The 5448-nt window shown below is 69.3% G+C and carries 5 protein-coding genes; 1 reads left to right on the top strand and 4 read right to left on the bottom strand.

All coding sequences use genetic code 11. The annotated features are described in order from the left end of the window. Positions 1 to 85 precede the first annotated feature (85 nt). The 4 genes from VGD85_RS08165 to VGD85_RS08150 are packed head-to-tail and all read right to left on the bottom strand — an operon-like array spanning position 86 to position 4876. Positions 86 to 868, bottom strand: coding sequence for an ABC transporter ATP-binding protein (locus VGD85_RS08165; protein ID WP_331062958.1), 783 nt, complete (start codon positions 866 to 868; stop codon positions 86 to 88). After that, positions 865 to 2748 carry a branched-chain amino acid ABC transporter ATP-binding protein/permease gene (locus VGD85_RS08160; RefSeq protein WP_331062957.1) on the bottom strand — a complete coding sequence of 628 codons (1884 nt, stop codon included), beginning with the start codon at positions 2746 to 2748 and terminating at the stop codon, positions 865 to 867. Before VGD85_RS08160 ends, VGD85_RS08165 begins: the two co-directional genes overlap by 4 nt. Next, positions 2745 to 3632 carry a branched-chain amino acid ABC transporter permease gene (locus tag VGD85_RS08155; RefSeq protein WP_331062956.1) on the bottom strand — a complete coding sequence of 296 codons (888 nt, stop codon included), beginning with the start codon at positions 3630 to 3632 and terminating at the stop codon, positions 2745 to 2747. Before VGD85_RS08155 ends, VGD85_RS08160 begins: the two co-directional genes overlap by 4 nt. Then, a complete protein-coding gene (locus VGD85_RS08150; protein WP_331062955.1) occupies positions 3632 to 4876 on the bottom strand; it encodes an amino acid ABC transporter substrate-binding protein in 1245 nt (414 codons plus the stop codon). The genes VGD85_RS08155 and VGD85_RS08150 overlap by 1 nt, the downstream gene beginning before the upstream one ends. Before the next feature lie 188 nt (positions 4877 to 5064). Between VGD85_RS08150 and VGD85_RS08145 the strand changes: the two genes are divergently transcribed. Beyond that, positions 5065 to 5448, top strand: a 384-nt coding sequence (locus VGD85_RS08145) for a phytoene desaturase family protein (protein WP_331062954.1), incomplete at its 3' end; no start/stop codon positions are given.

Genomic DNA, 5448 nt, shown 5'->3' with positions numbered 1-5448 from the left:
GTCCGTCCTCCAGACAGACCGACGCGAGCCGGCGGACTCATCGCATGCCCGACGGTCGGCCGGCACCGAGTGCCGGCGACCGCCGTCAGGTCGACGGCTGGACGACCGGCACCTCGGGCGCACCCTCGGTCTCCGCGCCGGAGACCGTGCCCCCGAAATACATCTGGGCGATGTGCGGGTCAGCCAGGACCGCGGCCGCGCCGCGCTGGGTCACGACCTTCCCGGACTCCATGACGATGCCGTCGGTGGCCATCTTCATGCCGAACCGGACGTTCTGCTCGACGATCAGGATCGTCTTGCCGCTCTCGCGCAGCACCATCACGGAGTCGTAGAGCGACTGGAGCGCCTTGGGGTCCAGCCCGAGCGACGGCTCGTCGAGGAGCAGCAGCACCGGGTCGAGCATCAGCGACCGGGCGAACTCCACCATCCGACGCTGCCCGCCGGAGAGGTTGCCGGCGTTGTCGTTGCAGCGGTCGGCGACGATGGGGAACAGCGACGCCACCTGGTCGTAGCGTTCCTGCACCAGAGCCTTCTTGCGGCGGATGATGTACGCACCGAGCAGGACGTTCTCTCGCACCGACATGTGCGGGAAGAGCGCGTTGCTCTGCGGCACCTGGGAGATGCCGCGCTCGAGGATCTCGGCCGCGGACGCCTTGTGGATCGGCTCGCCCTCGAGGTGCACCTCGCCCAGGCGCGGGCTGAGCAGGCCGCTGACGGTCTTGAGGACCGTGGACTTGCCGGCGCCGTTGGGTCCGACGATGCAGGCGACCGCTCCCTTCGCGACCGTGATGTCCACACCCTGGAGCACGTCGCCGCCGCCGTAGCCGGCGACCACGCCCTGCATCCTCAGCATCGGCTCCTGCGTCATGCCTGCACCTTGTCCTCGAGCACGAAGTCGTCGCCCAGGTAGGCGTCGATGACGGCGGGGTCCCGCTGGATCTGGTCCGGGGTGCCGGACGCCATCGTCCGGCCCCGGGCCAGGACGTGGATCGGGTCGCAGATCCCGAGCACGAACGGCATGTTGTGCTCGACCAGCAGGAACGTCTTCCCGTAGGAGTTCAGCTCGCGGATCATCTCGCCCATCCGCTCGATGAGCACCGGGTTGATGCCGCCGGCCGGCTCGTCGAGCAGGATCACCTTGGGGTCGAGCATGAGGATCTGGGCGAGCTCGACGAGCTTCTGCTGGCCGTAGGACAGCGCCCGGGCCTTCTGGTCGCGGAACGCCCGCATCCCCACGAACTCCAGCAGCTCCTCGGCCGCCTTCGCCTCGGGCCCGCTGACGGCGACCCGTCCGAGCTGGGCCACCGAGAAGGTGCGCTGTACGGCGACGACGTTCTCCAGCACGGTCATCTCGCGGAACAGCCGGGTGATCTGGAAGGTCCGGCCCAGGCCGCGGTGCGCCCGCTCCCACGACGGGAGTCCGTCGATCCGCTGACCGGCGAGCCAGATCTCGCCGCCGTCGGCGCGGATCGTGTTGTCGATGAGGTTGAAGATCGTGGTCTTGCCCGAGCCGTTCGGTCCGATCAGTCCGGTGATCGATCCCTCGGGCACGGTGAAGGATGCGCCGTCGACGGCCTTGACCCCACCGAACGACTTGCGGAGGTCCTTGACCTCGAGGATCGGCCTGTCGGGGATCTCGGAACGGTCGACGAGCTGCACCCGGTCGGTGATGGACGCGAGGCTGCCGCCCGTCCCGATCCGCGCCCCGACCAGGCCGGCCCGACCGTGGGTCCGTCGCCAGTCGAGGAGCGACGCGACCGCCGGCAAGATGCCCTGCGGCAGGAAGATCACCACGGCCACCAGCAGGCCACCGAACAGGAACAGCCGCGTGTTGCCGCCGCCCCAGTCGTTGTTGGCCGTCTCGTTGAGCCACTCGATGAAGAACGCCCCGAGCACCGGGCCCCACAGAGTCGCCTTGCCGCCGATCAGCATCGACAAGACGAGCTGCACGCTGAGCAGGATGCTGAACATGCCGCGGGGATCGATGAACGTCAGGTAGTAGCCGTAGACGGCCCCCGCCATGCCGACGAACACGGCGCTCGCCATGAAGGCGATGATCTTCTGCGTCGGCAGGCTGATGCCGATCGTCGCGGCCTTGGTCTCGTCCTCGCGGATCGCGATCAGGCCCATGCCGAGCTTGGTCCTGCGGATCCACCAGGTCATCAGCAGCTGGACGGCGAGGAGGCCGACCAGCACGTAGTAGAACGGCCAGTTCGCGATGTCGCGGTCCCACGTCGGGAGCGGCAGCGTGAGGCCGGCGGTGCCGTTGGTCAGCGAGATCCAGTTGACCGCGATCACCTGCACGAGGAACAGGAAGGCGACGGTGATGATCACGAACGACGGACCGCTGGATCGCAGCGACACGAACCCGAGCACCAGGGCCACCGCGGCCGCCACCAGGCCGCCGACCGGCACCCAGAGCCACACGCTGACGTCGGGATGCCGGGTCGCCAACACCCCGATCGTGTAGCCACCGAGGCCGATGAACGCGCCCTGGCCGAGGGAGATGTAGCCCGCGAAGCCCGAGATGATGCTCAGGCCGCTGGCACCGATCGCGAACACCAGCGCCAGGATGATCATGTTCTGGTAGTAGAGGTCGTCGCTCACCAGCGGATAGACGACCAGGAGCACGGCTGCGGCGACGGCGAGCGCCCGCCCCACCCACACCGGCCGGAGCAGCCCGCGCCAGCGAGGCCCAGCGGTGCTCGGGACGACGATCTCGGAGCTCTCGGGGTTCTCGATGCTCATGCGGTGGCCACCGCATCCTCTCGGAGACGGGTGCCGAGCAGGCCCTGGGGACGGATCAGGAGCACCGCGAACACGATGGCGTAGGGGACGGCGGTGGCCCAGGCCGGCGACCAGTACGCCGACGTCAGGGTCTCCGCGAGGCCGAACATCAAGGCGCCCAGCACTGCGCCGTTCAGGCTGCCGAGACCGCCCAGCACCACGATCGCCAGGAGCCGCGCGATCCACTGGTAGTGCGAGCCGGGGACGAACGGGTAGAGCACCCCGGTGATCGCGCCGCCGGCACCGGCGGCCGCGATCCCGAGGCCGAAGACCAGGGCCGCCACGGAGGCCACCTTGATGCCGACCAGCTCGGCCGAGGCCGGGTTGGTCGCCGCGGCACGGATCGCCCGCCCGAGCCAGGTCTTGGTCAGCACGACCCAGAGGAGGGCGAGGACCACGACCGCGATCAGGCCGCCGTACACCTGGGCCTTGGGCAGGAACAGCCCGCCGAAGGTGAAGGACTCGTCGACGTACGACGGCCTGATCGCGGTCGAGTTGTTGCCCCAGATCTCCCCCATCGCACCCTCGACGACCAGCGCCAGCCCGAAGGTCAGCAGCACCGTCGAGGCCATCGGCGCGGTGCGCACCGGCGACACCACCACCTTGTAGGTGATCCACCCGAGCCCGAACACGATCGGGGTGGTGAACACGATGGCCAGCAGCGGGTCGATCCCGAAGGCGTCCCACAGCCAGTAGGTGACGAAGGCTCCCAGGATCAAGAACGCGCCGTGGGCGATGTTGATCACCCGCATGACGCCGAAGATCAAGGTGAGCCCGCTCGCGGCCAGGGCGTACACGCCGCCCAGCAGCAGCCCGAGGAGGAGGGTCTGGAGCAGCTCGGTCATCAGCCGGCGCCGCCCGGGGACCATTCCAGCTCGATCTCCGCGGTGGAGGCCTCCTCCGGGAGCACGATCTGGGCGACACCGTCTTGCCACTGACCGATGAGGAACTCGCCGGTCGGCGCTCCGGTGTCGGCCCACGAGAGCGGGCCGAGGATGGTGTCGACCTCGTTCTCGCGCAGCCAGTCGGCGAGCGCGCCCTGGTCGTCGATGCTGCCGACCGCCTCCACGGCGGCCTGCAGGACCTGACCGGCGGCGTACGCGTCGGCGGCATCCTCCGGCGGGAGGCCGCCGTACTCGTCCTCGTAGGCCTTGACGAACTCGGCGTTGCCGGGGGTGTCGGCGTCGGGGTGGTGGCTCACGGCGTAGAACACGCCCTCAGTGTTGTCGGCGCCGACGCCCTCGGAGTACTGATCGCCGAACGAGGGCGCGTTGGTCTCGAAGAACATGTCGGGCTTGAAGTCCGCCTTGAGCATCGCGCGCGTCATGCCGACGCCGTCCTCGAACTGCGCGCCGTGGAAGACCAGGTCGGGGTCCTTGCTCTTCATGGCGCTCACGATCGTGTCGAAGTTCTTGGTGTCGATCGCGTAGGTCTCCTCGTAGACGGTCTCGACGCCGGCCGCCTCGAGCGCTGCCTTCGCGCCCTCCACGACGGGCGCGGCGAACGGGTCGTCGAGGGTCGGGTACGCCGCGGTCTTCGGCCGCTGGTCCTCCGGCAGGTTCGCCACCCAGTCCGCGAACACCAGGCCCTGCCGGTCGGCGGTGGCCTGCTGGGCGAAGAAGAGGTACTGGAAGCCCCGGTTGAACATGTCGGGGGACCCGCCGGCCGGCTCGACGTAGACCATCTGGTTCTTCTCGGCGACCGCGGAGGCCGGCAGGTTGAGCAGCGAGGAGAAGGTCCCGAGGAGGAGGTCCACCTTGTCCTGGCCGATCAGCGCGTTGTAGTCGGCGACGATCGTGTTCTGGTTCGACGCGTCGTCCTTGACGACCAGCTCGACGTCACGGCCCAGCAGACCGCCGGCGGCGTTGACCGTGTCCTGCCAGATCTTGTAGCCCTGCTCGGCCGCCTGGCCGGGCTGGGAGAACTCACCGGTGAGGGGGAGCGATGTTCCGATCGTGATCGGGCTGCCGGAGTCACCACCGCCACCGTCACCATCGGAGTCGCTGCCACCGCAGGCGGCCAGGCCGAAGGCCAGCGCACCCGTCAGGGCCAGGGCGGTCAGGCCCCGGCGGCGTGAATCGTGGGACATGCTTCCTCCTCGATACTGCACCGTGTGTCGCAATCGATTGCGGCTCCCGCAGTCTTGTGAACGGCGCCACACTCTGTCAAGCACCTACGCAGAAACACCATGCCTCAGCCCGCTCCCGGTCGGGCGGTGGTCTGCCGTCGAGTCGGCCGCTCTTGCAAACGGTTGTGGCAGGTGCGACCCTCGCCCGCATGACGTCCGCCCACCCCCGCCCCGCGGCCGCAACGCTTCCACCCGAGGCCGAGGTCGTCGTCGTCGGCGCCGGCCACAACTCGCTGGTCGCCGCGGCGTACCTGGCCCGCGCCGGCCTCGAGGTCCTCGTCCTCGAGGCCAACGACACCGTCGGAGGCAACACCCGCACCGAGGAGCTCACGCTCGGCGGCTTCGCCCACGACTCGTGCAGCAGCGCGCACGTGCTGATCCAGAACAACCCACTGATCCGCGACGACGAGCTCGGCCTGGTCGCCGAGCACGGGCTGACCTACCTGGCGACCGACCCGGCGGTCGTGATGCCGCAGCCCGACGGCGACCTGCTCGTCATGCACCGTGACCTCGAGCGCACCGCGGCCGAGCTG

It is taken from the genome of Nocardioides sp. (assembly GCF_036401255.1).
Taxonomy (GTDB): domain Bacteria; phylum Actinomycetota; class Actinomycetes; order Propionibacteriales; family Nocardioidaceae; genus Nocardioides.
This window is presented reverse-complemented; position numbering and strand designations above follow the sequence as displayed.

Bases quoted from the DNA above. Each gene is read 5' to 3' on its own strand.
- VGD85_RS08165 (WP_331062958.1), bottom strand. From the start codon at position 868: ATGACGCAGGAGCCGATGCTGAGGATGCAGGGCGTGGTCGCCGGCTAC.
- VGD85_RS08155 (WP_331062956.1), bottom strand. From the start codon at position 3,632: ATGACCGAGCTGCTCCAGACCCTCCTCCTCGGGCTGCTGCTGGGCGGC.
- VGD85_RS08150 (WP_331062955.1), bottom strand. From the start codon at position 4,876: ATGTCCCACGATTCACGCCGCCGGGGCCTGACCGCCCTGGCCCTGACG.
- VGD85_RS08160 (WP_331062957.1), bottom strand. From the start codon at position 2,748: ATGAGCATCGAGAACCCCGAGAGCTCCGAGATCGTCGTCCCGAGCACC.